The organism is Bacteroides nordii (assembly GCF_019930665.1).
Classification (GTDB): Bacteria; Bacteroidota; Bacteroidia; order Bacteroidales; family Bacteroidaceae; genus Bacteroides; species Bacteroides nordii.
In genome coordinates, this window is sequence record NZ_CP082886.1 from 4,309,117 (window position 1) to 4,333,846 (window position 24,730).

Sequence of the window (24,730 nt, forward strand, 5' to 3'; positions counted from 1 at the left end):
ATAAATAGGAATATAACACACAAAGATACTTCCTTTACCAACTCGGGGTATCGATTTACACCGGAAGGATCCACAAAACAGCGAATATTTTCCCGGTAATAAGTTTAAAGCTGTAACTAAGCATATGCTGATTCATCTGTATCAGTTTCCATATCGTCGCTTGTATTCCCAAAACGTCTGCAACTTATTTATGGCAGGACACAACATTAGCGTTACCCATGTAGCTTTGGAACGATACGGATGATACGTACCACAGATATAATAGGAGAAGTAGTGGTACAGATACCTCACTATGTAAGAAGTATCAAGTAAATCCCCTTGTATATATAGAATGTATCTGGATGATCTAAAGACATTTATAAAAAAGGAGTTGCCAGACAAGGGCTGGGAAACAATCAGAGGTGCAATGAAGGAATATTTTAAAAGAAAAGCTGTAACCTATCTATCTGCACACAATAGATTACATATTCTGAAAGTAGTCCCGAGGGGAATCGAACCCCTATCTAAAGTTTAGGAAACTTCTATTCTATCCGTTGAACTACAGGACCTCCTTTTAGATTTCGGTTGCAAAGATAACGTATTCTCTTGATTTAACAAGACAGAACATACAGATTTATAGAGTGCCCGAACAATAATAAGCCAGTCATAAAATATACTATAAAATAGAGTCAGTAAAGAACAAGAATATTCTCATCATTGCAAGATAATACACCCTAAAAACTAACAGATAGATTACATTTTGCATAAAAACTGCAACATTTCGTCATTTTCAGCATAAAAGAGCAATAACAATATGCAATCATTTAAAACACAAACAAGACACAGAACAGCGCATTTTGCTTACTCTAAATACCAAAATAGCCCCATAACATAATTCTTTTGACAGGAGGCTACAGATAAACAGAAAAAGATTTTGCTAAGTCGTTTAACTTTACGACCTTTGCGAAACCTTCTGCACAATAAATGAATATACACAAACCACTTAAAAAGGGGTTATATTTATGCAAAACGAAGAAAGTCGATCCTAAAATTAAATATAGTAAGTAAAATTATGGCAGACGAAATGATGGTTAAAGAATTGGAGCAAGTGGTAGTGCGCTTCTCCGGCGATTCCGGCGACGGTATGCAATTGGCCGGCAACATCTTCTCGAACGTGTCGGCAACAGTAGGAAATGACATCTGTACATTCCCTGACTATCCGGCAGATATCCGTGCCCCGCAAGGGTCATTAACGGGTGTATCCGGCTTCCAGGTACATATTGGAGCAAGTAAGATATTTACTCCGGGCGACCGCTGCAACGTATTGGTTGCAATGAACCCCGCAGCACTGAAAACACAGATTAAGTTCTGTAAACCGCAAGGATTGATCATCACTGATTCCGATTCTTTTGGAGCAAAAGATCTGGAAAAAGCAAAATACACAACAGATAACCCGTTTGAAGAATTAGGTGTTAAGCAAGAAGTACTTGAAGTACCTATTTCATCTATGTGTAAAGAGAGTCTGAAAGATTCCGGACTGGACAACAAGGCTATACTCCGTTGCAAAAACATGTTTGCACTGGGACTGGTTTGCTGGCTCTTCAACCGTAACCTCGAAGCTGCAGAAAACATGCTCCGCCAGAAGTTTGCTAAAAAGCCCGAGATTGCCACAGCAAATATAAAAGTATTGAACGACGGTTATAATTACGGCGCCAATACCCATGCTTCTACCTCTACTTATAAAATAGAAAGTAAAAGTCCGAAAGCAAAAGGACTCTATACCGATATTAATGGTAACAAAGCCACTTCATATGGTCTGATTGCCGCTGCTGAGAAAGCAGGACTGGAACTCTACCTGGGTTCTTATCCTATTACTCCGGCTACAGACATTCTACACGAGCTTTCAAAACATAAATCACTGGGTGTAAAAACAGTACAGTGTGAAGACGAAATTGCCGGATGTGCTTCAGCCGTAGGAGCTGCTTTTGCAGGCGACCTCGCTGTTACTACTACTTCCGGACCGGGTGTATGCTTAAAAAGCGAAGCGATGAACCTCGCTGTCATTGCCGAACTTCCGTTGGTAATAGTCAATGTACAACGTGGCGGCCCTTCGACTGGGCTTCCTACTAAATCGGAACAAACCGACCTGTTACAAGCGCTTTACGGCCGTAATGGCGAAAGCCCGATGCCTGTTATTGCCGCTATTTCACCTACCAATTGCTTTGATGCTGCTTATATGGCAGCCAAGATAGCCCTGGAACACATGACTCCGGTAGTATTGCTGACTGATGCTTTCATCGCCAATGGTTCTGCTGCCTGGAAGTTACCTAATCTGGAAGAATACCCGGCTATTAATCCTCCATACGTCACTCCGGACATGGCGGAAACATGGACTCCGTTCCAACGCAACGAGAAGACCGGTACACGTTACTGGGCTGTTCCGGGAACAGAAGGATTTATGCACCGTATCGGCGGACTGGAAAAAAGCAACGAAACAGGAGTGATCTCTACTGAACCTGAGAATCACCATAAGATGACGTTGTTACGCCAAGCCAAAGTAGATAAGATTGCCGATAGTATTCCTGAACTCGAAGTACAAGGTGATGCAGATGCTGACCTACTGGTAGTAGGATGGGGCGGAACATACGGACATCTCTATTCGGCTGTAGAACATATGCGTAAGAACGGTAAGAAAGTAGCCCTTGCTCATTTCCAGTACATCAATCCGTTACCCAAGAACACAGCCGACGTACTGAAGAAATACAAAAAGATTATAGTAGCCGAACAGAACCTGGGGCAATTTGCCGGATACCTGCGAATGAAAGTGCCCGGACTGAATGTCAGCCAATTCAACCAGGTGAAGGGGCAACCTTTCGTTACGAGAGAACTTGTAGATGCATTCACTAAATTATTGGAGGAATAAGAGATGAGCGAAACAGTATATACAGCAAAAGATTATAAATCAGGTCAGCCCCGTTGGTGCCCGGGATGTGGTGACCATGCTTTCCTGAACTCTCTGCATAAAGCAATGGCCGACTTGGGAGTTGCTCCGCACAATATCGCAGTAATCTCCGGTATCGGCTGCTCCTCCCGTCTGCCTTATTACGTAAACACCTACGGCTTCCACACCATCCATGGACGTGCTGCTGCCGTAGCTACAGGTGCCAAAGTTGCTAATCCCGACTTGACTATCTGGCAGATATCCGGTGATGGTGACGGACTGGCTATCGGTGGTAATCATTTTATCCACGCCGTTCGTCGTAATATAGACCTGAATATGATTCTGCTAAACAATCGTATTTATGGACTGACTAAAGGGCAATATTCTCCGACTTCGGAACGTGGATTTGTCAGTAAATCATCTCCTTACGGAACAGTAGAAGATCCTTTCCACCCTGCAGAGCTTTGTTTTGGAGCACGTGGACGCTTCTTTGCCCGTTGTATAGCTGTTGATGGTGCCGCTTCTGTAGAGGTACTGAAAGCAGCAGCCAACCATAAAGGCGCTTCTGTCGTAGAAGTACTGCAAAACTGCGTTATCTTCAACGACGGTACCCACGAGAGCGTTGCTACCAAAGAAGGGCGCGCTAAAAATGCAATCTATCTGGAGCACGGCAAACCGATGATCTTTGGTGAAAACAAAGAGTTTGGGTTAATGCAGCAAGGTTTCGGATTGAAAGTAGTAAAGCTGGGAGAAAATGGTATCACAGAGAAAGATATTCTGATACACGATGCCCACTGCGCAGACAACACACTGCAACTGAAACTTGCACTGATGGAAGGTCCCGAGTTCCCGATTGCTTTAGGTGTAATTCGCGATGTGGAAGCTCCTACTTACAATGATGCCGTAGTAGAGCAGATCGAGGAAGTAAAAGGTAAGAAGAAATATCACAATTTCAACGAACTACTTATGACCAACGATACCTGGGAAGTAAAATAATTACTATATACAAACAGAAAAGAGGTTGCACTTACCTAAGACGGTTACAGTGCGACCTCTTTTTTCTTATCACCCCTTCAGCATTCTATATAAACATCCTCTGCTTTATATACTTCTTATTGGCTTTAGAGGGTCTATCTGTTTCAACCCTTTGAGAGTCTTTTCTCAAAGCTTTGAGAAAAAATTCTCAATACATTGAGAACACTGTTTCATATGCATTGAGAAAGTTGTTTCATATATATTGAGAAGAATAATGATTCACAGCTCTCCTATTCTTTTTCTCCGTAAGCCAGATCACCGGCATCACCTAATCCCGGAACAATATACGAATGCTCGTTAATCTCCGGATCAATAGCTGCACACCAAATAGTCGTTTTATCTTCCGGAAATATCGAAGCAATATGTTCCACCGCCTGCCTGCTGGCAATAATAGAAGCTACATGAATTTCTGCCGGATGCCCTTTAGTAAGCATAGCCTGATAACTAAGCTCCATACTGCTTCCCGTTGCAAGCATCGGATCAGTAATTATCAAAGTTTTTCCATCGATACGTGGTGAAGCAATATACTCAATATGTATATCAAATTTCAATGTATCCTTATACTTACGATATGCCGAAACGAAGGCATTTTCTGCATAGTCAAAATAGCTCAGAAAGCCCTGGTGAAATGGCAACCCGGCACGAAGAATAGTACTGATTACCAACTGACTATCCGGTGTACTGACCGGTGAAATCCCCAAAGGAGTCTGAATCTCCTTTACAGAATAAGCAAACGTCTTACTCATTTCATAAGCCATAATCTCACCTATCCGCTCAATGTTACGACGAAAACGCAGACGGTCATTTTGAACTTCTATATTCCTTATTTCTGATACATACTGATTCAGAATAGAATTTGTTTCACTAAAATCAATTATCTTCATTTTATTAGCCTTTATTTATTCAGAATTTATACGATGCAAAGTAAATGATAATCTTTCAAATTGCAACATTCAGTTAGCAGATATTGTTAGTAATATATAAAAGAGATTCGATTAGGGAAAAATTTCTCTAATACGTTATTTCTTTCCAAAGAAAATACTACTTTTGTAGCCGATTTACAAGGAGATGTTTAAAAACATTCTTTCCCTCAAATGCCAGAATGAGATAATAAAACAAAATACCAATTTAAATTAATTCAAAAGAAAATGGCAAATTTAGATTTAAGCAAGTACGGTATTACAGGTGTAACAGAGATTTTACACAACCCGTCTTACGATGTATTGTTCGCTGAAGAAACCAAACCAGGTTTGGAAGGTTTTGAAAAAGGCCAGGAAACAGAACTGGGTGCTGTAAACGTAATGACAGGTGTATACACAGGTCGTTCTCCTAAAGATAAATTCTTCGTTAAAGATGCTACCAGCGAAAACACAGTATGGTGGACTTCTGACGAATACAAAAACGATAACAAACCAGTAGATGAAAAATGCTGGAAAGCCGTTAAAGAATTGGCAACAAAAGAACTTTCTAACAAAAGATTGTTTGTTGTTGATGCATTCTGCGGTGCCAACCCTAACTCTCGTTTGAAACTGCGTTTCATCATGGAAGTTGCTTGGCAGGCTCATTTCGTAACAAACATGTTCATCCGTCCGACAGCTGAAGAACTGGCTAACTTCGGTGAACCTGATTTCGTTATCATGAACGCTTCTAAAGCTAAAGTTGAAAACTACAAAGAATTGGGTCTGAACTCAGAAACTGCAGTTGTATTCAATCTTACAGAAAAGATTCAGGTTATCCTGAACACTTGGTACGGTGGTGAAATGAAGAAAGGTATGTTCTCTTACATGAACTACTTGCTCCCATTGAACGGTATGGCTTCTATGCACTGCTCTGCTAACACAGACAAAGAAGGCAAAAGCACAGCTATCTTCTTCGGTCTGTCTGGTACAGGTAAAACAACTTTGTCTACTGACCCGAAACGTCTGTTGATTGGTGACGACGAACACGGATGGGACGACGAAGGTGTATTCAACTTCGAAGGTGGTTGCTACGCTAAGGTTATCAACTTGGATAAAGACAGCGAACCGGACATCTACAATGCCATCAAACGTGATGCTCTTCTTGAAAACGTTACTGTTGATGCTAACGGTAAAATTGATTTCGCAGATAAGTCAGTTACAGAAAACACTCGTGTTTCTTACCCGATCTATCACATCGAAAACATTGTTAAACCGGTATCTAAAGGTCCGGCTGCAAAACAAGTTATCTTCTTGTCAGCTGACGCATTCGGTGTATTGCCTCCGGTATCTATCCTGAACGCTGAGCAAACTAAATATTACTTCTTGTCTGGATTTACAGCTAAATTGGCAGGTACAGAACGTGGTATCACTGAACCGACTCCTACATTCTCTGCTTGTTTCGGTGCTGCTTTCTTGTCATTGCACCCAACAAAATATGCTGAAGAATTGGTGAAGAAGATGGAAAAATCTGGCGCTAAGGCTTACTTGGTTAACACAGGTTGGAACGGTTCTGGCAAACGTATTTCTATCAAAGATACTCGTGGTATCATCGATGCTATCCTTGACGGTTCTATCGACAAAGCTCCTACTAAGGTTATTCCTTTCTTCGATTTTGTTGTTCCTACAGAACTTCCGGGAGTTGATCCTAAAATTCTTGACCCACGTGACACTTACGAATGTGCTTGCAAATGGGAAGAAAAAGCAAAAGACCTGTCTGCTCGTTTCATCAAAAACTTCACTAAGTTTGAAGGTAACGAAGCTGGTAAAGCATTGGTTGCTGCTGGTCCGAAATTGTAAGATAAAGCAAATCATTTCGAACGAAAGTTCAAATACTGATTATAATAATAAAAGCGATTCCCAAAAGGGGGTCGCTTTTTTTGTTTCTTACAGTTAAAACACTTACTTTTGTGCAAGACAAACTTAACAACAAATAATCAGACTCTTATTCATGTTTTTTTAGCAAGAATTTGGCTCTCACTTTTGCAATATTAAACTCCAAAGTAAAATGAAATCACCATTCATTGCCTTTGCCTTTTTTCTAATTTCATTCTTCGTTGTAGCATGCAACAGTGATGAAGCTTCTGACTACCCTACAGATCCGGTGAGCACCACCCAAGTATCTCTCTGTATCGCACCTTCTATTGAACAAAGCGAATTACCAATGAGCCGTAGCAGTGAACAACCGAAAGGGTTGTATACTATTAATGTATTTTGGCAAGGTAAGGGATTAAAAAATTACGAACCATACGTTTCTGGTCTGTTCGATGATGTAAGCCAAGTAAGTATCAGCCTCATCGATGGGTATAAATACCGTTTTGACTGTACCTATTTAGGAGAAAATGAACTTCCTCATCACATTATCGACAATGGGGTTATAAAATATGGACGTCCTTTTGCTCTGACGCAAGATGGCAGTATTTATGCTCCGGTCACTAATAGATTAATTGTCTCTCTGGCTCCATTCGATAAAAATAATCAGTTTTATCAGGGAACTTATTCAGGCAACACAGAAGTTACAGAAGGCAAAATATGCTCTTACCCTTCTAACCATCGTTATTACGGAAGCAACATTGTCGATCTGAGCCAATCAACAACTTCACATGTCAATGTGAACATCGAATTGCTACGGGCATACTGTACACTGACATTCGAATCGAAAGATATTCCGCAAGGAGATATTATTGAAATAACTCTTTCAGGAACATCTCCCTTTACCATTCTCGGAACCGGTGGAGATGGAACGATAAAAACGGAAGAACGATTATTGGCACTCAGCAAAACAGCCGACAGATGGAACGGAGGAATCAATGCAAGTGATCAAAGTTCTATTTTAGTGAGATATTACTCAACCAAAGACAAAGAATGGCACTCCATCTATCAAGACGCTCCTCTCATCACGTTAAAACGAAACAAACGAAATATTATCAAATTCATCAATATAAATCAGGCCACAGGAGAAGGTCATTTTACTATGGGCGAAGGAGAAATAGCTGGTAACCCCACTGATTCTGAACACCAGGAAATTATCTAAAACAATAAAATAAACATATATCATCATGAATTATTCTAAAAAACTTGCTACCATCAGCGCTTTAGCAGTGGCAATATTAAGTTCTTGCATCGAAGAAAAAGATCTGTCACAAATTAGTAAAGTTCCTGAACCGGAAACCTATTCAGAGGTAACTTTTAATATTGGAGGTGAATGTAGCACCACAGAAACTCCGCTTTCACGTGCTACAAATGAGAAAAAAGACATTTATGGTATTACTGTTTCTCAATGGATCAGAGACACAAGTGGACGTCTCCAAAGTAAACCTTATGCATATGGGATATTTGACAATATTAGTAACCTGAAATTAAATCTGTTAGACGGTTACAAATATCGTGTAGCTTGCACAATGGTAAGAAATGCAACAGACTCCCTCGAAGTAGATGGAAAATTAGCCCGCCCTTTCACTCTTGACCGTAACGGGAAAGTATATGGTACAGTAGAAAACAAGTTTCTTATAGCAGATCAACCTGACGGTACACAGCTATTCCTCTTTGATGCAGATAACAGTAAAATAGGAACTAAAGCACAAGAAGATATCTCTCGCCCATCTATTTTACGATATCATGGACTTATTGACTCCCTGGAAACACATACTGCAAATAATGAATTAGAACTATACCGACGTTACTTTGCTGTAAAATTCGTAGCAAACGGCTTGCGTAAGAACTACAAACTGGAAGTTCAACTGGATGATTCTCCTAAATGGGTCCTGACACCGGAAAAGAATGAGACAGATTATACCTACATATCTTTCAGAACTTTAACCGGAAAAATCACAAGTAGTAATATTATTTCAGAAAATGCAATGTTCAGAGTGGAACTTTTTAAGGATGGAGTCAGTCAGGGGAAAATAATGGAATATAACCGTTCTTTTAAACGTAATTATAAATCGGTTATTGCTATCAGCGACATTGACAACTTTGGTACAGACGCCGATCTAAGTATAAAAATAGCTGATGAAGGTGAACTGGAAAATGATCCGACAACTGACCTTCCCTGGCAAGGAGGAAATTAATGACACAAGATATTAACTGATAAAAATAAAAGGAAAGCGTATACCGACTCATTGTCGTACATACGCTTTCCTTTTTTCATATCTTAATAATCAAAGTTACTTAATAATCACCTTAGTTACAGCATTATTTACTTTAACAAGATAAGGACCAGCAGGTACCTCAACTGTATTAGCACCAGCAGCAATTGTTTTGCTTGCCACCACCTGACCGACAGTATTAACAACAAGAACCTGAGCACTTTCGGCTGCATCAATCTTGATAGCTTTATCACCAGCAAAAACGGTTGCAATAGCGTTATCACTTTCTGTACCAGCAATACCTACGTTTTGGGATTCAATAATTTCCGTCGGGAAAAGCTGGACAGTTCCATTATATATGTTTACAATAGCAGTAACATCATATTTCTTTTCATCTTTTGGTATTACAACACCTGTAAAACGATCATAAACTGCTGCAGTACCTTTGGCATCAGTAATGGTATAGTTCTTTGTTTTACCTTCATCAAGAGTAATAGTAACATTAGCTACTTTTATCAACTTGTTAACCAAAGCTTCAACCACTCCATCAGTTGCAACAACATCCGGCGTTATAGCTACACCAGAAGTACCTGCTACAAAAGTATCAGCCATAGGAGTTAATTGTTTAAGACCGCCATACTCACCAACTGTACCCATAAATCCTGCCGGAATCACATCACCACTCTTATATGTTTGGCCAACATTACCATAAACCTGCATTGCTCCAGTAGCATCCTGAACGAACAAATACAAACCATTCTGATAAATAACATTCACCGGATTTGTAAACTTAATAACAGCATCCTTAGATTGTCCAACAAACTCACCTATGTTAGCAACAGCAATGGGTTCCGAAATTGTATAAACAGCCGAAACAATATCGCTCTTGTCACCACCCTTAATCGCTATTGCCTTAATTGTTGTAGTAGTTTCAACTTTAATAGGATCAACATAAACGGTAGAAGAAGCAGTAGGATCAGTATTATCAGTCGTATAATAAATAACAGCATCAGCCGTACCACAAGACAAAGCTACCTCTTGCGGTGTATAATAAGTACCTTCAGCAAGTGAGAATCTAGGTATTTGAACTCCTGTTGCAGAAGCTGTTGTAACTGTAATAGAACTAATCTTACCAGTAGCAGCAAAAGTCAATACTACCTCACTAGCAACCCCCTCCCATGTAGGGCTCGTATAAACTCCGCTGTCAAATGTCAGAAATTTAGCAGTAATATCCTTACCTTCAAATCTAATTCCAGTAATTACTTCACCATTTGTAGTAGAAAAAGTCAAAGTAGATGTTGCATATCCGCGAATTCCTTCAACTCCCGTAGCAACTCCCCAAAAGCGAGTATCATTATTAGCCACTTTTTTTGAAGCAATTACAATATTCCCTGCAGTCAAATTACCATCTGCAAGATTAGTACCTTGTCCTGATGCAGGTACTGCATAACCAAATAATTCCGGTTTGGTTAAATCAAATACAGTCTCTGTTGCAAAACTTGTAACCACAGCTGCAACCACCATAAATAACGAAAGTAATAGTTTTTTCATATCATAATGTTTTTAAGTTATTATTCCACAAAGTTATACAATATTTAAAATTAAGCAAGCGCTCAATATTTAAAATTTCACAATGTTACCGCATTGTAATACCAAGAGCAATTCCAAGCAAAATAAAGCCCGGCAAGATGACTCCAGCCGGGCTTTTCCTTACTATATTACAAAAGCGTTAATTTTTATTCGCACGTTTACGTTCATTTTCATCTAAAATAACTTTACGCATACGCATTGCTTTCGGAGTAACTTCAACATATTCATCTTCCTTGATATACTCCAGAGCTTCCTCAAGTGAGAATTGCACAGGAGGAATCAGCCTCGCTTTATCATCCGTACCGGAAGCACGGGTATTGGTCAGCTTTTTCGATTTAGTTACATTTACCACCAGATCTTTTTCGTGAGAATGTTCACCTACCACCTGTCCGGCATACACCTCTTCCTGTGGGAAAATAAAGAACTTTCCACGATCTTGTAACTTGTCAATTGCATAAGCAAATGCCGTTCCGGCCTCCATGGCGATAATAGAACCATTGGTACGACGTTCAATCTCACCCTTGAACGGTTGATATTCTTTGAAGCGATGAGCCATAATAGCTTCACCGGCAGAAGCAGTCAACACATTGGTACGAAGACCGATGATACCACGTGACGGCATATCAAATTCAAGATTTACACGCTCACCGTTGCTTTCCATCATCGTCATCTCACCCTTACGGCGGGTTACCATGTCGATAATCTTACTTGAATATTCTTCGGGGACATTTACGGTCAACTCTTCTATCGGCTCGCACTTTACACCATCTATCTCTTTATAAATAACCTGCGGCTGTCCTACCTGTAACTCGTATCCTTCACGGCGCATCGTTTCGATAAGTACAGACAAATGAAGAACACCACGACCGGAAACAACCCACTTACCATCCTCTTCACTCTTACGAATGCGAAGGGCAAGATTTTTATCGAGTTCCTTCGTCAACCGATCATGTATATGACGTGAAGTTACAAACTTACCGTCTTTACCATAAAAAGGAGAATCGTTGATAGTAAACAACATACTCATAGTAGGTTCGTCAATAGCGATTGGCGGCAATGCTTCCGGATTTTCATAATCACAGATCGTATCACCGATCTCAAAACCATCAATACCTACCAAAGCACAAATATCTCCGGACTCTACTTCTGTCGTTTTCACACGACCCAGTCCTTCAAATACATGCACCTCTTTAATCTTTGATTTTACAAAGCTGCCATCTCTTTTTGCCAATGACACATTCATACCCTCCTTCAACACGCCACGATGTACACGTCCTACGGCGATACGGCCTGTATAAGAAGAATAGTCCAATGAAGTAATCAACATCTGAGGTGTACCGTCCAATTGCGTAGGAGCCGGGATATTCTCAATAATACAATCCAACAACGGAAAAATAGTATCTGTAGGCTTCTGCCAATCGGTACTCATCCATCCATTCTTTGCCGAACCATAGATAGTTGGAAAATCAAGCTGCTCCTCTGTAGCATCAAGGCTGAACATCAGGTCAAATACCATTTCATGTACCTCATCCGGACGACAGTTGGGTTTGTCTACTTTATTAATAACCACAATAGGCTTCAAACCGATCTCCAATGCTTTTTGCAATACGAAACGAGTTTGAGGCATCGGGCCTTCAAAAGCATCTACCAACAGAATACATCCGTCGGCCATATTGAGCACACGTTCTACTTCGCCGCCGAAGTCACTGTGCCCCGGAGTATCAATAATGTTAATCTTAGTTCCGTTATAAGTGATAGAAACGTTTTTAGAGAGAATCGTTATACCTCGTTCACGTTCCAGGTCATTGTTATCCAGAATTAGTTCACCGTTTGTCTGATTGTCGCGGAACAAATTTCCGGCCAAAAGCATCTTATCGACTAACGTCGTTTTCCCATGGTCAACATGGGCAATAATTGCAATGTTCCTAATGTTTTGCATATAATACCTAATATTTGCCGGCAAAGGTACGAAAATTGGATTAGAAAAAAGACCTATAGAGATTTTTTTTCCTGCAAAACGTTGTGGGATATAAAGATAATGGCTATCTTTGCACGCTCAAAAGTAAAGTTTATATATTACAAAAAACTAAGAATTATGTATTTAGATGCTGCTAAAAAGCAAGAAATCTTCGGAAAATACGGAAAGTCTAACTCTGATACTGGCTCAGCTGAGGCTCAGATAGCTTTGTTTTCATACCGTATCTCCCATCTGACTGAGCATATGAAGCTCAACAGAAAAGATTATAGTACTGAAAGAGCTTTGACAATGTTGGTAGGTAAGCGTCGTCGCTTACTCGACTATTTGAAAGCAAAAGATATCGAAAGATATCGTGCTATCATCAAAACTCTTGGATTGCGTAAGTAATCCGCTTGTTACAAACAAGATTAAAAGAAGTCGTTTCTCTGAAAAGAAGAAGCGACTTCTTTTTTTTAGTCCTCCCTCAGTTATTGTCCTACCCGAACTTTCATTAAACCCTTCGTACGCTATACCGTAGACAGCCTTTAAAGAAGTCGTAACAGAACATTGTACGACATGTACATCTCATGCAGTACGACATGTGCATCTGGGACTGTACGACATGCACATCTGGGACTGTACGAGATGTACATGTCGTGCAATACTCTTCACCGAGTCAGAAAGCATATGCCGGTAACCAAACGATTGATTGAAGTTTATCTCCGCAAGAGGAGGCAGTAAATTGACATTTTCTACACTTATAATTGCGATGCTATAAAGAATTTGCTATTTTTGCAACTTAATAGTTCTAAATTATAACCTTATAGACAATAAATACTATCAATATGGATACAAGTAAGATTGTCGGAGAAAAAATTAAAGCCCTCCGCGAAAATAAATCAATTACGATAGAAGAATTAGCACAGCGCTCCGGCCTGGCAGTAGAACAAGTAGAACGCATCGAAGGGAATATCGACCTTCCGTCACTTGCACCACTGATCAAGATAGCACGTGTATTGGGGGTACGCTTGGGGACATTCCTTGACGATCAGGACGAAACAGGTCCTGTGGTATGCCGTAAGGAAGAAGCCAAAGATTCCATCAGCTTCTCCAACAATGCCATTCATTCGCGCAAGCATATGGAGTATCACTCTTTATCTAAGTCCAAAGCCGACCGCCACATGGAACCGTTCATCATTGATGTAGCTCCTACTGCTGATAATGACTTTGTACTCTCTTCTCACGAAGGCGAAGAATTTATCATGGTTATGGAAGGTATCATGGAAATCAGTTATGGTAAAGCCAGTTATTTGCTGGAAGAAGGTGACAGCATTTACTATGACTCCATTGTCCCGCACCACGTACATGCTTATGAAGGAAAGGCAGCAAAAATTTTGGCCGTAATCTATACACCCATTTAGTGATTAGCGATTAGTGAGAAGTGATAAGTATTGCATATCCATCGTACTTATCTCTTCTCACTAATCACTAATCGCTTATCACTCAACACTTATCACCATTTATCATGCAATTATACAACCGAACTCTCGGCCAATGGCTTGAGCATTGGGCTGAGGAAACTCCCGACAAAGAATACATCGTATACTCCGACCGTAATCTGCGTTTCACATGGAAACAACTTGACCGTCGCGTAGACGATATGGCCAAAGGTCTTATCGCCATCGGAGTAGAAAGAGGCACACACGTAGGAATCTGGGCTGCCAATGTACCCGACTGGCTTACGTTGTTATACGCTTGTGCCAAGATAGGTGCCGTCTACGTAACCGTAAATACCAATTACAAGCAATCTGAATTGGAATATCTCTGTCAGAACTCCGATATGCACACGCTGTGTATCGTCAATGGAGAGAAAGACAGCGACTTCGTACAGATGACTTATACCATGCTTCCTGAATTAAAAACCTGTGAACGGGGACATCTGAAAAGCGAACGTTTCCCCTACATGAAAAATGTGATTTATGTAGGCCAGGAAAAGCACAGGGGCATGTATAACACTGCCGAAATTCTGTTGCTGGGAAATAATGTGGAGGACGAAAAGCTGAATCAGTTGAAAAGCCAGGTAGACTGCCATGATGTAGTAAACATGCAGTATACATCAGGAACCACCGGATTTCCTAAAGGAGTAATGCTTACCCATTATAATATTGCCAACAATGGTTACCTTACCGGTGAGCATATGAAATTCACAGCAGATGACAAATTATGTTGCTGTGTGCCGTTATTCCACTGTTTCGGTGTGGTGCTGGCCACAATGAACTGCCTCACCCATGGCTGTACACAAGTAATGGTAGAACGTTTCGATCCACTGGTAGTATTGGCATCTGTTCATAAAGAACGCTGTACAGCGCTTTACGGAGTTCCTACTATGTTCATTGCCGAACTGAATCACCCGATGTTCGACATGTTCGATATGTCCAGCCTCCGTACCGGAATTATGGCAGGTTCTCTCTGTCCGGTAGAACTAATGAAACAGGTGGAAGAGAAAATGTACATGAAGGTAACCAGTGTATACGGACTTACAGAAGCAGCGCCCGGCATGACGGCTACACGAATTGATGACTCGTTTGACGTTCGTTGTAATACAGTGGGACATGATTTTGAATTCACCGAAGTAAAAGTAATTGATCCGAAAACAGGAGAAGAATGTCCGGTAGGAGTACAAGGTGAAATGTGTAACCGGGGTTATAACACAATGAAAGGATATTATAAAAATCCTCAGGCCACGGCCGAAGTAATTGATAAGAATAACTTCCTGCACTCGGGTGATCTTGGTATCAAAGACGAAGACGGTAATTACCGCATCACCGGCCGTATTAAAGATATGATTATTCGTGGAGGAGAGAACATCTATCCACGCGAAATAGAAGAATTCCTCTATAAGCTAGACGGTATAAAAGATGTACAGGTGGCAGGAATTCCCTCTAAGAAATACGGAGAAGCTGTAGGAGCCTTTATCATTCTCCGCGAAGGAGTAAAGATGCACGAATCAGATGTAAGAGACTTCTGCAAAAACAAGATATCCCGTTATAAGATACCCAAATATATCTTCTTTATCGACGAATTTCCAATGACAGGTAGCGGAAAGATACAGAAGTTCAAATTAAAAGATCTGGGACTGCAACTCTGTAAAGAACAGGGAATCGAGATAATATAGTTCTTGTAACAAGATACTTCAAAATAAAGAAAAGACCAGCTGATTAATTATCGGCTGGCCTTTTCTTTATTTTTCTTTTCTATTTTACCATAATCTTTTGTACCACATTCACTCCGTCCTTAGACAAATGAACAAAGTAGAAACCTTTTTCCCAATACGACACTGAGACATCTGTTTGTCCGGTAGTCATTACGCCACTCCACACTTTTGTTCCGTTGATACCATAAACAGAGATATGAGTATGCTCCGGAGCTGTTATATGTAACAGATCACTTACAGGATTGGGAGACAAAGAGACAGCCTGAAGGCCCGGATTATGAATAGCGTTTGGACCAGTCTTACCGGCAAAAATAGGTTCACCCGGCTTTTCATTGTAAGCAAACCGATTGACTACGTAATAGCCTCCATCAGCACTTACTGTTATTTCAAACCAGCCATACAACGTATTACCTAAATACTCAAAGGCAAAACCAGCATAAGCAGTACGGCCATACCAGCTGGTAAACTGGCTGGTAGCAATATCCAGCTGATTGGGATAATCTCCGGGAGTAACCCAGTTGGATTTAACCCCAATCTCCGTTCCTTCGGTCAAAGGTGCAATATTCCTTGTATTTTCCAGACAAACCATTGGTTTAAGGTAGGTTTCCAGTTTCAAATGTTTTACACCAAATTCCCAGGCACCATAGCCGTTATCCAAATCTTCGGGAGCATAAAAATAAGTCCAGTTTCCATATTCTTCTCCAGCACCTATCCCGAGATCTCCAATTATAACCTGATATGGATTCAGAAAATCAAAGCTCAATTGCGCTGATAAATTTTCAATATCCGAATGGTTGAATACGGTTGGCTTCAATGTTAATTCGGTTACATCCATATCCTTTGCTTCATGGCTTTCGGCCTTTCCTTTGAAAGATAAAACAGCTTGCTTCTCTGACACAACCTCCAATTGAGAAACCAAACCTTGGGGTACAGTCAATGTATAATCCGTTCCCTCAGTCAAGATACCTGTCCGGTTGAATGTATTATCTCCCATAACAACCATATTTATAGTTTGTGTAATTGTCCCGTCATTCAACTCTGCATTTTCCATCACAGAAGTAGTACCAAATATCAATTCCGATTTACCCATATCCTCACTCTTTTGTCCGGCTATAATAGCACTTCCCGGAGCTTCATTAAAGGCATAATCCAATAAGGTAAACGAATTACCGTCATCGGCTACAGATATTCTCAGCCAGCCATATAATATCTCACCAGCCAGAGTTCCTTCAAACTGAATACCCACAAATGCAATTTTTCCTTTCCAGTCGGCATACCCCTTAGACACTAAAGTTCCCAAATTCGGATAAGCTCCAATACCTGTTGTCCAATCAGAAGAATCACCAATCTTTTCTCCATAGTTGACTACAGTCAGATTGGTTCTGGCTCCCATCATCTTCTTCTCATACGATTCGATATACAGATTACCGTAATAACTACCCTGGTTAGTATTCCACATCAACCCAAACACAGAATTCTCATATTTTGTATCCAACTTAATAACCTCCCAACCATGGGCAGATGAAATATTGATATCCTCACAATCTACATACTTAATACCATAATCGGGACGACATTCTAACGTCAACGGCAATTTACAATCATATAACTCACCACTCTCTAACATTCCATTCTTGAAAATTACAGCCAATTCTATGTTCCGGTCGTTTACTACTGCCTTACCCTGGAAAGACAAAATAAGTTCCGTGTTACTTTTCTTCTGCAGCCTAGGAGTCAGTCCTTCCGGCAGTCCATCAATGACAAAATCAGTACCATACACAAAGTCTTTATCAGCCAGTACTCCATTGATTAATGTGAATTCAAATGTACCATCAAAAGTTCCATCATTGGCAGGTGCCTCCAGAATGTCTCCACGACTGGTCAGAGCGATGCGTTTGGTAGCTTCCTCTATAAAAAAGACCTGATCGGCAGTTTCTTTTTGCCACAACTCTACACGAGCCGGATGATCCAGTGCATCGAGCATCCGGTCTACCTGCCCCTTTGTGAACATGGACGTACGGACATAGGAATAATTCATATAATTCGTCCAGTTCGTCAACTCATTCTCACAATTCCGATCGGCTGCTCCCATCAGAGCCACATCTGCTTTAGGCGTGTCATCTACCCAGTCACCCGGATTAGGTTGTCCTGCCTTATTTGCTTTACAGCCGTCGGGCCAGCGTCCACCATTGTCATCAAAAGTATGAGCCAAGTTCAGGAAATGCCCGAATTCATGGGTTAATACCCGACGGAAATTTTCATCCGTATTCGTTCCGATATAAGCACCATTGTATACTACACGGGCCAGATTTTCTTCCATCATTTCTACATCCGGATACCAGGATACACCCGAATTATTGGTCACTCCATCACCATAAAGATCATTCATCACATACACATTCATATATTTATGATTGTCCCAGGCATACAGTGCCATTCGGGGTGCATAATAGTTCCCGAACCCACTTTCAAGACGGTGATACAGAATACCGGTAGTCGCTTCTCCGTCGGGTCCCTTTTCGGCCAACTTGAAAGTAATATTCATATTGGCCTGAAGTTTGTTAAAGTCAGGATTATCATCACCGGAATTTGCTGTTATACCCTGAAAATCTTCATTCGTTTTTCTCAAAGCATCCTTTATTATCTCATCATTGAGCTTTGCCCCATTAAAAGTCTCTCCAAAGATGTGAAACACTACCGGGATTACATAAGAGTCGGGGCGCTCTGTTGACACCCTTGTTTGTGGTAGTTGATTGTGTCTCTTTAAAGCAGTCGGGTTTTCCTCAAAATAACGCTGAATCTGTTCATGGGCACGACATGGCAAAGGTGCTCCCGGTACATAACCCGGAACGTTTTGCGCAGTACCTCCCAAAGCTACTAATAGACACAGTAATGTAGTCCAATAACTTGTTCTGTTTTTCATTGCAAAAAATTTTAAATGGTTTATATACAATAATAAATTGTAGTAACTCATAATCCGGCAACAGAAGCTCGCCTGTTGTACTCCTCATACAACATCAGAAGATGTGCAGCCGACCAACTAAAGTGGGGAGCTTTCAACTGCTTACCTGTATATGTTTCGTAGTTTTCATGTATTGCACCATCTCCCTTCAAACCATGGAGCCTGTCGAATACCTGACGGGTATATGCATCCGCCTCCTCCACATAGCCATATCTTCGTAATCCGGAAATAGCAAAATAAGTTTGATCCAACCATATAGGCCCTCTCCAGTATCCTCGGGGCATAAACTTCGGATTATCAGCCGCAACAGTAGGAAAAGGAATATAAGTAGAGAACTTTGTAGAATCCGTAAATAGCTTCATAGCCTCCTTCATCTGCTCCTTGGTCGCGATACCTGCCCAAAAAGGTATATAAGCCTCACTGCCTGGTTCTTTCACGAATGTTCCATCCAACTTTTTATCAAAAAAGAATCCGGACTCTTTATCATAAAAATAAGTACTTATAATATCTGCATATTCCTTTTCATTGAACGGCTGTTTCGCCACTACTGCCAGTTTTTTCAGTAAAGAATACTCATAAGCCAGAAAAGCATTCAGATCAACCGATTCCTGATCAAAACTCCAGGCTGTATCGCTATTCTTGACCATTTTTGCACAATCAAATCTAATGGCATTGTCCATACCACTCTCCCAAGCTGCTGCCTCAATCGTTCCATCTACCGAACCAAATTCACAGATACCATTTGAATCATGATCACGATCCAGATACCACCAATGATAATAATGAAGCAATTGAGGATACATCTCTTCCACAAAAGCAGTATCAGCCGTTGCTTCAAATATCTTATTCACAGCCCATGCAGCCAAAGGTGGTTTACTATCCCTTGCGTTGTTTTCGCGAATGTCCGTATAGATACAATCTATTATCATTCCGTTATCCATTTGATAATCGAACATGGCACGTACTTGATTCTTAGCCAGTTCCGGAGCAAAGTCAGCCAATGCAGCAGCATGTTTCCATGAATCCCAGGCCCAGAATCCCATAAAATAGCCTACAGCATGTGATGGAACCACTCCATCATGTAATAATCCGGCACGGCTACTACGCCAGTTGGCGATAAGAGTAACCACTGCTTTAACTGCAATCCGATCGTACTCCTCCGGCATATCAGATCGCAACACTTTCTCTAAATAACCGTTCCAACACTGATAATGCTTATTGATGAAACCGGAAGGATTCGATTGCATCTTGGCAATAGCACCAAAATCAAACATCTGCCCTTTGATATTCTCCAGGGAAGAGATTACCACATAAATTGGAGATGCAGACGAAACATTTGCCTCATATCTATTACCGGAGAAATGGATCTTTACATTTTCCGGAAAGGTAATCAGATATTGATCTCCGGAGGATGAAGAAAGCATGCATGAATTATTTACTACACTATAAGAAGAATTATCATCTAATGCCTGACCATAAAAACACAACGGTTTATTACTATCCGAAACACATTCCAGCAGCACGTTGGATTTATCAATAAAGAAAAGACGCTGACTTATAGTCCCATGCCCGGAGGAAGAACGCATATACAGCTCTCCCGGGAAATAGACAACAGAATCCGGAGAGAAAACTTCATCGGGAGCTTCAGCAAATCCTACCGTTACCAATGATTGAGAAATCCATCGGCGTGTTTCCAGATCGAAGGGACCGCAAAAGCCATTAATCCATCGTTCCTTTTGTGGTACAGTAAACCCCATCCACGCTCCTTGATCAGAAAACCACCCGCTACAATAAAAAGAGTCATTAGGAGTATAAGATATATCCAAAATATTGTCATACTTATGTACTAACAAAGGATGAGACTCTTTTTTTTGCTCAGAACAATTACTAAAAAGTATACTCACGCCAATCAGTACACAAAATCTTATAATATATTTTCTCATAATCTTTATGAATTTAATTAAAACCATATCTGACGAGCCTGCTCAACTATTCCCTCTAAAGTCCGGATAGGTTGTATAACAAAACTATATTTCCTCATTGACGGAGTAATAGTGTATTCCGGATGTACCTGAGCCCCCCAGCTATTATCTCCACCTACTCCCATTTGCATTTGGTCTATGTTAATCCACACCAAATCTTTCTTCTCTACACTTCCACCATGTCTGCGTTCTACACTGAAAGGGACGTAGTCAATATCATCCTGCATAAAATTCCACGCACTTACAGACAAAGGTTCTGTACCTGTAATCAATAATCCCTTTTGCTCTTTATCACAAAGGGTAAGCCAGCGGGTATCACACTTATTACCGGTCTCCTGTGCACGTACATAAGGATGAAATTGTTCCCATACGCTTGCCTGGTAAAATCCTATGGCAGCAGAAGTCTTACGATCAGCATAATTTTCATGGGGGCCTCTTCCAAACCAGGTCATTTGGTCATACTCTTTTGGAATAATCATACGCATCCCAAAACGAGGCATTTCCGGTAACGGTTTTTGTCCCGGTATAAACGACATTTCCACTTTAATTATTCCGTTTCCGAGAATCTGATAGGCTATTTGCACAAAAGAGTCCTGCTCTTCCAAGCGATATTTGGTAAGTACTTTAACACATGTACTATCAGGGTTAGTTTCCATGTCCAACTTAAGAAGCCGGGCAACTTCCATTGTTTTCTTCCATTCCACACTACGTGAGAGCAAACCACTGGGCACATCATTATCTGTAGAGGGTCTCCAAAAATTTGGTCTTAAACCTGCCAGAAGCATTTCTTTACTGCCATATTTCAGAGAAGTCATTTCTCCTGAAACAGTTGAAAACTCTGTTCTGAACGATTTACTTTCGAGTATCAATTCTTTTTCAGTACGCAATACCTTAACGGGTTCATTGGTTTTATTTACATGCTGCCCGCTCTTCTCAATCGGCAGCTGCCATTGATCCATCGCTACAATAAAATCCTTCGGAGCATAAGATTCTTCACGCTTGGTCAACGTTTCAATCTTCAGAAAATATTCTTTTGATGCAGGAAGAAGTTCGCGATAAGGAATTGTTATTTCCCGGGAGGAATTTGCCGGAATAGCAGGAAAATCTAAAACACCCGATTGAATTTCTTCACCGTCTGCTTCAACTACCCATCTCAAATAATAACCTGCCAGATCTATAAAATCGTGGCGATTGGTAACAAGTATCTTGTTTTTTGTGAAAGCAACCGGTTCACAATGTACATATTGATAAACCTTCTTTACCTCCCAGATGTGTGGATGAAGTGAACGGTCTGCTGCTACCAGACCATTTGCACAAAAGTTAGAATCATTAGGTACACCAACATATCCCATATCACCGCCATATGCCCAAATATCGTGACCCTTCTCATCCTTTTTAGCAAATGTCTGATCAACCCAATCCCAAATAAATCCACCCTGCAAATTATCATACTTATAAATCAAGTCCCAATAGTCTTGCAGGTTACCTGTACTATTTCCCATAGAGTGTGCATATTCACACATTATCATCGGACGCAACTTCCGTTCATTAACAAATTCGCGCAACCACCAAATCCGGGCATACATAGGACAGTAGATATCCGACAAACCTTCACGGCGAGCTGCTTCATATTGAACCGGACGAGTCGTATCAAAGCTTTTTGTCCAATTATACAGTGTTTCAAAGTTCTTTCCATAACCTGATTCATTGCCTAATGACCATGTAATAATAGCTGTGAAATTACGGTCACGCATCACCATACGTTTCATACGTTCCATAAAAGGACGTTCCCAATCAGGATAATTAGCTAAAGTTCCATCTTCATGATATTCCATTCCATGTGATTCAATATTGGCCTCATCAACCATATAAAGTCCGTATTCATCACACAACTCATACCACTCCGGTCTATTGGGATAATGACTACAGCGAACAGCATTGATATTAAATTGCTTCATCATTTTAATATCTGTAAGCATAGTCTCCAAAGAAAGTGTACGTCCCCGATGTGGATCGTGCTCCTGCCTGTTTACTCCCCTAATTAAAATAGGAACATTATTTATCAAAAGCTGTCCGTTACGTATCTCAACCGTACGGAAACCAATACGATGCCGAAATGCCTCTAAAACATGTCCTTCCTTATCCTTCACACTTACTACCATAGTATAAAGATTAGGCGTCTCTGCATTCCATGCATTCACATTTTTAATAAGATGATCGAAACGCAAAAGAGTATCAGACAAAGAAGTGATAATCTTCTCATCAGAAAATAGAGAATTCTTACCCTCCATCAGCTTCAATTGCACCCGGTTTCCCACTACATTTTCAGGTAAGGCCATTGTCAAATCCAATTGTAGATCTCCATCTCTATAATCATTCACCAACTGAGCAGACGCCTTAAAATCCTTCACACGGCACTTTGGTCTGGCGATCAGGTATACACTTCTTTCAATGCCACTATATTTCCAGTAATCTTGTCCTTCTAAATAAGAGCCGTCACTATATCTGAAAACCTGAACCACTACTTTGTTCTTACCGGTTTTCAACAAAGAGGTCACATTAAAGTGTGAAGGAAGACGACTGTCTTCGGCATAACCAACAAACTGTCCGTTTACCCAGCAATAATAAGCAGATTCAACTCCTTCAAAATCCAAAAATACATCCATCCCATTAAAAGATTTTGGTACAATGAAATCTTTGGCATAAATACCTACCGGATTATAATCTGAAGGAACAAAAGGAGGATTAGCGGGAAAAGGATATTTGACATCTGTGTAGATAGGACAATCGAAACCCTGGAGTTCCCAACTTCCAGGTACCTCAATATCACTCCAGTTCTTTGTATTAAAATCCGGTTTAAAGAAATTCTTAGGACATGCATCTATATTCCGGGAATAAAGAAATTTCCATATTCCATCTAAAGAGACTCTCCGTTCATTAGCCTGTACATCATTGGACAACGCTTTTGCTTCGGAAGGAAAAGAGATAAAATAGGCACACGCCGGCTCTCTGTTAATACCGCTGATTTGTGGATCCTGCCAGGGAACTTGCTCCCCTGCCAACAAAGATGTAGAACAAAACAAACCATGAATGATCAAGTATAAAATATGCTTTTTCATATTCTCAATGTATTATAGTTAAATGGTACACAATAACGTTACAATGAATGGTACGGAAAAATCCAGTAAACACCCATGGACAATAGATACAACTATATATTTTTCTCCGGAATAGCGAGTTATAATAGGAAGAGTAGTATCCATTGTCGTAGCCCCTCCTACTGCGATAGGTGCCAATCTTCCAAAGAAACGAACCAGAAAAGGTGCTGCCAGTAAAGCTATAATCTCTCTCATTATATTGGATAGCAGGGCTATAGTCCCCAATTCGGCTCCTTTATATTCAGTAATAATAATACTTGATAACGAATAATATCCAAAACCCGCTCCCACAGCCATACAATCTACCGGAGAATGCTTATTGAAGAAAACACTACTCATACAACAGCCAACAAGAGTGCCTAAAATAGTCAATACAGGAAGCAAAAAGAATCTTGGATTTACTGTCTTAAAATTCAATAGTATCTGAGGATTATTGCCAACAGTAATACCAACACAAAACATCAAGGCACATAATGCATAAAAACTCAAATCCAGTTGTTCTAAGTACGAAGGATACAAACCGTACAAATTAAGTAAGATACCCAATGCGAAAAACAGTACAATAACAATGCTACTTTTCATTCCTTTCCTCCTTTCACGTCTCGGTATGATATAAAAAGCCACAATCCCCAGGCCCCCAAAACACTACCTGCAACAGCCGCTAATGTAATTACCAGTGCTTCAAGCCCGATCGTATGTAGTCCTTCCAATATCATTTTATTACCACCAACCTCCGTTCCAAGAAGAAATAGAAGAATCCATATTAACCACGTAATAATCCGATGTACAATATTCAGGTTTCGTTTTCTTGATAGATAACCAAGTAATACTCCACTGCCCATCAACCCAATAATAGTAAATATAAACA

Annotated in this window: 17 protein-coding genes and 1 tRNA gene; 9 read left to right on the top strand and 9 right to left on the bottom strand. The window is 40.5% G+C overall.

Annotated features, from left to right (window positions below; genetic code table 11):
- Positions 1-49 precede the first annotated feature (49 nt).
- Positions 50-244, top strand: coding sequence for an FAD-dependent oxidoreductase (locus K8P02_RS17035; protein ID WP_223382440.1), 195 nt, complete (start codon positions 50-52; stop codon positions 242-244).
- 232 nt (positions 245-476) lie between these two features.
- On the opposite strand, the gene K8P02_RS17040 is transcribed toward K8P02_RS17035, so the two are convergent.
- Positions 477-548: transfer RNA gene (locus tag K8P02_RS17040), tRNA-Arg, on the bottom strand.
- Positions 549-1,051: 503 nt separating this feature from the next.
- Here K8P02_RS17040 and K8P02_RS17045 point away from each other — a divergent pair.
- Together K8P02_RS17045 and K8P02_RS17050 are read left to right on the top strand one after the other, a co-directional pair.
- Positions 1,052-2,902 carry a 2-oxoacid:acceptor oxidoreductase subunit alpha gene (locus K8P02_RS17045; protein ID WP_196039924.1) on the top strand — a complete coding sequence of 617 codons (1,851 nt, stop codon included), beginning with the start codon at positions 1,052-1,054 and terminating at the stop codon, positions 2,900-2,902.
- 3 nt (positions 2,903-2,905) lie between these two features.
- Entirely contained in the window at positions 2,906-3,916 is a 1,011-nt protein-coding gene (locus K8P02_RS17050; RefSeq protein ID WP_025867052.1) for a 2-oxoacid:ferredoxin oxidoreductase subunit beta, read from the top strand.
- A 269-nt stretch (positions 3,917-4,185) separates the two neighbouring features.
- Here K8P02_RS17050 and upp read toward each other — a convergent pair whose 3' ends face one another.
- Positions 4,186-4,839, bottom strand: coding sequence for a uracil phosphoribosyltransferase (gene upp, locus K8P02_RS17055; RefSeq protein ID WP_025867053.1), 654 nt, complete (start codon positions 4,837-4,839; stop codon positions 4,186-4,188).
- 264 nt (positions 4,840-5,103) lie between these two features.
- Here upp and pckA point away from each other — a divergent pair, with 264 nt between their 5' ends.
- The 3 genes from pckA to K8P02_RS17070 all read left to right on the top strand — a co-directional run bounded on the left by pckA (position 5,104) and on the right by K8P02_RS17070 (position 8,981).
- On the top strand, positions 5,104-6,711 hold the full coding sequence (gene pckA, locus K8P02_RS17060; RefSeq protein ID WP_025867054.1) for a phosphoenolpyruvate carboxykinase (ATP): 1,608 nt from the start codon (positions 5,104-5,106) through the stop codon (positions 6,709-6,711).
- A 208-nt stretch (positions 6,712-6,919) separates the two neighbouring features.
- Complete coding sequence (locus tag K8P02_RS17065) at positions 6,920-7,945, top strand: hypothetical protein (protein ID WP_025867055.1); 1,026 nt, start codon at positions 6,920-6,922, stop codon at positions 7,943-7,945.
- 25 nt (positions 7,946-7,970) lie between these two features.
- Positions 7,971-8,981 carry a hypothetical protein gene (locus tag K8P02_RS17070; protein ID WP_002558239.1) on the top strand — a complete coding sequence of 337 codons (1,011 nt, stop codon included), beginning with the start codon at positions 7,971-7,973 and terminating at the stop codon, positions 8,979-8,981.
- A 96-nt stretch (positions 8,982-9,077) separates the two neighbouring features.
- Here the strand turns inward: K8P02_RS17070 and K8P02_RS17075 are convergent, their stop codons facing one another.
- Complete coding sequence (locus tag K8P02_RS17075; RefSeq protein ID WP_025867056.1) at positions 9,078-10,550, bottom strand: chitobiase/beta-hexosaminidase C-terminal domain-containing protein; 1,473 nt, start codon at positions 10,548-10,550, stop codon at positions 9,078-9,080.
- Between the two features lie 178 nt (positions 10,551-10,728).
- Complete coding sequence (gene typA, locus K8P02_RS17080) at positions 10,729-12,528, bottom strand: translational GTPase TypA (RefSeq protein ID WP_002558241.1); 1,800 nt, start codon at positions 12,526-12,528, stop codon at positions 10,729-10,731.
- A gap of 156 nt (positions 12,529-12,684) precedes the next feature.
- On the opposite strand from typA, the gene rpsO reads away from it, so the two are divergent.
- The 3 genes from rpsO (at position 12,685) to K8P02_RS17095 (ending at position 15,721) form a co-directional block, all read left to right on the top strand.
- Complete coding sequence (gene rpsO, locus K8P02_RS17085; RefSeq protein WP_002558242.1) at positions 12,685-12,954, top strand: 30S ribosomal protein S15; 270 nt, start codon at positions 12,685-12,687, stop codon at positions 12,952-12,954.
- Between the two features lie 437 nt (positions 12,955-13,391).
- Positions 13,392-13,967: a helix-turn-helix domain-containing protein gene (locus K8P02_RS17090; RefSeq protein ID WP_002558243.1), complete on the top strand. Its 576-nt coding sequence runs from the start codon at positions 13,392-13,394 to the stop codon at positions 13,965-13,967.
- Between the two features lie 104 nt (positions 13,968-14,071).
- Positions 14,072-15,721 carry an AMP-binding protein gene (locus K8P02_RS17095; protein WP_025867057.1) on the top strand — a complete coding sequence of 550 codons (1,650 nt, stop codon included), beginning with the start codon at positions 14,072-14,074 and terminating at the stop codon, positions 15,719-15,721.
- 79 nt (positions 15,722-15,800) lie between these two features.
- On the opposite strand, the gene K8P02_RS17100 is transcribed toward K8P02_RS17095, so the two are convergent.
- The 5 genes from K8P02_RS17100 to K8P02_RS17120 are packed head-to-tail and all read right to left on the bottom strand — an operon-like array spanning position 15,801 to position 24,725.
- Positions 15,801-18,683 (bottom strand): M43 family zinc metalloprotease, encoded by a 2,883-nt coding sequence (locus tag K8P02_RS17100; protein WP_122202065.1) that lies wholly within the window; start codon positions 18,681-18,683, stop codon positions 15,801-15,803.
- Positions 18,684-18,730: 47 nt separating this feature from the next.
- Positions 18,731-20,665 (bottom strand): MGH1-like glycoside hydrolase domain-containing protein, encoded by a 1,935-nt coding sequence (locus tag K8P02_RS17105; protein ID WP_002558246.1) that lies wholly within the window; start codon positions 20,663-20,665, stop codon positions 18,731-18,733.
- A gap of 17 nt (positions 20,666-20,682) precedes the next feature.
- Entirely contained in the window at positions 20,683-23,823 is a 3,141-nt protein-coding gene (locus K8P02_RS17110) for a glycoside hydrolase family 2 TIM barrel-domain containing protein (RefSeq protein ID WP_025867059.1), read from the bottom strand.
- 18 nt (positions 23,824-23,841) lie between these two features.
- A complete protein-coding gene (locus tag K8P02_RS17115) occupies positions 23,842-24,444 on the bottom strand; it encodes a lysine exporter LysO family protein (RefSeq protein WP_002558248.1) in 603 nt (200 codons plus the stop codon).
- Positions 24,441-24,725, bottom strand: coding sequence for a LysO family transporter (locus tag K8P02_RS17120; RefSeq protein WP_025867060.1), 285 nt, complete (start codon positions 24,723-24,725; stop codon positions 24,441-24,443). Before K8P02_RS17120 ends, K8P02_RS17115 begins: the two co-directional genes overlap by 4 nt.
- Positions 24,726-24,730: the final 5 nt, after the last annotated feature.

What these genes read in the sequence shown, in the direction of transcription:
- pckA (WP_025867054.1), top strand. Translation starts at nt 5,104, where the DNA reads ATGGCAAATTTAGATTTAAGCAAGTACGGTATTACAGGTGTAACAGAG.
- K8P02_RS17090 (WP_002558243.1), top strand. Translation starts at nt 13,392, where the DNA reads ATGGATACAAGTAAGATTGTCGGAGAAAAAATTAAAGCCCTCCGCGAA.
- K8P02_RS17050 (WP_025867052.1), top strand. Translation starts at nt 2,906, where the DNA reads ATGAGCGAAACAGTATATACAGCAAAAGATTATAAATCAGGTCAGCCC.
- typA (WP_002558241.1), bottom strand. Translation starts at nt 12,528, where the DNA reads ATGCAAAACATTAGGAACATTGCAATTATTGCCCATGTTGACCATGGG.
- K8P02_RS17100 (WP_122202065.1), bottom strand. Translation starts at nt 18,683, where the DNA reads ATGAAAAACAGAACAAGTTATTGGACTACATTACTGTGTCTATTAGTA.
- K8P02_RS17070 (WP_002558239.1), top strand. Translation starts at nt 7,971, where the DNA reads ATGAATTATTCTAAAAAACTTGCTACCATCAGCGCTTTAGCAGTGGCA.
- upp (WP_025867053.1), bottom strand. Translation starts at nt 4,839, where the DNA reads ATGAAGATAATTGATTTTAGTGAAACAAATTCTATTCTGAATCAGTAT.
- K8P02_RS17095 (WP_025867057.1), top strand. Translation starts at nt 14,072, where the DNA reads ATGCAATTATACAACCGAACTCTCGGCCAATGGCTTGAGCATTGGGCT.
- K8P02_RS17110 (WP_025867059.1), bottom strand. Translation starts at nt 23,823, where the DNA reads ATGAAAAAGCATATTTTATACTTGATCATTCATGGTTTGTTTTGTTCT.
- K8P02_RS17115 (WP_002558248.1), bottom strand. Translation starts at nt 24,444, where the DNA reads ATGAAAAGTAGCATTGTTATTGTACTGTTTTTCGCATTGGGTATCTTA.
- K8P02_RS17105 (WP_002558246.1), bottom strand. Translation starts at nt 20,665, where the DNA reads ATGAGAAAATATATTATAAGATTTTGTGTACTGATTGGCGTGAGTATA.
- K8P02_RS17045 (WP_196039924.1), top strand. Translation starts at nt 1,052, where the DNA reads ATGGCAGACGAAATGATGGTTAAAGAATTGGAGCAAGTGGTAGTGCGC.
- K8P02_RS17075 (WP_025867056.1), bottom strand. Translation starts at nt 10,550, where the DNA reads ATGAAAAAACTATTACTTTCGTTATTTATGGTGGTTGCAGCTGTGGTT.
- rpsO (WP_002558242.1), top strand. Translation starts at nt 12,685, where the DNA reads ATGTATTTAGATGCTGCTAAAAAGCAAGAAATCTTCGGAAAATACGGA.
- K8P02_RS17065 (WP_025867055.1), top strand. Translation starts at nt 6,920, where the DNA reads ATGAAATCACCATTCATTGCCTTTGCCTTTTTTCTAATTTCATTCTTC.